The sequence below is a fragment of the Arhodomonas sp. KWT genome (genome assembly GCF_010993615.1).
In genome coordinates this window covers 1-866 of record NZ_WNXE01000704.1, presented here as the reverse complement: position 1 = coordinate 866, position 866 = coordinate 1, and the positions used below count along the sequence as shown (strand labels likewise).

The following is an 866-nucleotide window of genomic DNA, read 5'->3' as shown; positions in this document are numbered from 1 at the left end:
GTGTTATCCGAATATCCATATATCTTTCGGAAATATCGCGACTCTACCCCGCCGGAGGTCCCGGGCAGTTGACCCCGATCAATTCAGGCGGCGACGGCATCCCAGTCGTCGATCAGTCGCTCGACGCCCCGCAGCGCCACGGCATACATGGTGTAGGTCGGGTTGTTCGCCCCGGCGGTGGGGAACAGGCCAGTGCCCGCCAGCACGAGATTGGGCACATCGTGGCTGCGCCCGTAGCCGTCCACCACCGAATCCGCAGGATCACTGCCCATGGGCGTGCCACCCATCATGTGCGCCGTGCCGAGCGGCCCCGCCCAGGCCTCGTCCGCCCCGGCGGCCCGCATCACCGCGAGCCCCTCCCCGCGGGCGTGGCGGTGCACCGCCATGGCGTCGTCGGTGAACCGGTGAACCACCTTCGCGGGGCGCCGGCCGTAGCCGTCACGCCCCTCGCCAAGCACGACCCGGTTATCCGGGTCGGGGAGGTCCTCGCCCATCGCGAGCATGTTCGCCATGTGGTGGGAGGCCCGCCGGATGAACGCATGCAGGGCGTCACCGTAGAGGTCCGCCCGGGTGACCGCCATACCGAGGAGACCATTCGGCTTCATCGCCGGGGCGATCAGCCACTGGTAGCTGCCGAAACCCTGCTCCCGGTCCTTGCCGTAGCCGTCGCGGCAGCTCAGCTGGGCGCCGCTCACCCCCATGAACGGCTCGGTGTCCTCCTTGAACAGGCCGTAGATTCCCGCCACCGAGTGGGTCATGAACCCGCGCCCGACCTGGCCGCTGCGGTTGGCAAGGCCGTCCGGCCAGTCGTCGCTGGCGGAGTTGAGCAGGATCGCGGGGTTGTGCACCGCAGAAGCCGCCAGCAC

The 866-nt window shown here is 68.8% G+C and carries 1 protein-coding gene; it reads right to left on the bottom strand.

What is annotated here, in order from left to right:
- Nucleotides 1-83: 83 nt before the first annotated feature.
- Nucleotides 84-866: GMC oxidoreductase (locus G7A99_RS21860; protein ID WP_163144053.1), on the bottom strand; the 783-nt coding region annotated here is incomplete at its 5' end.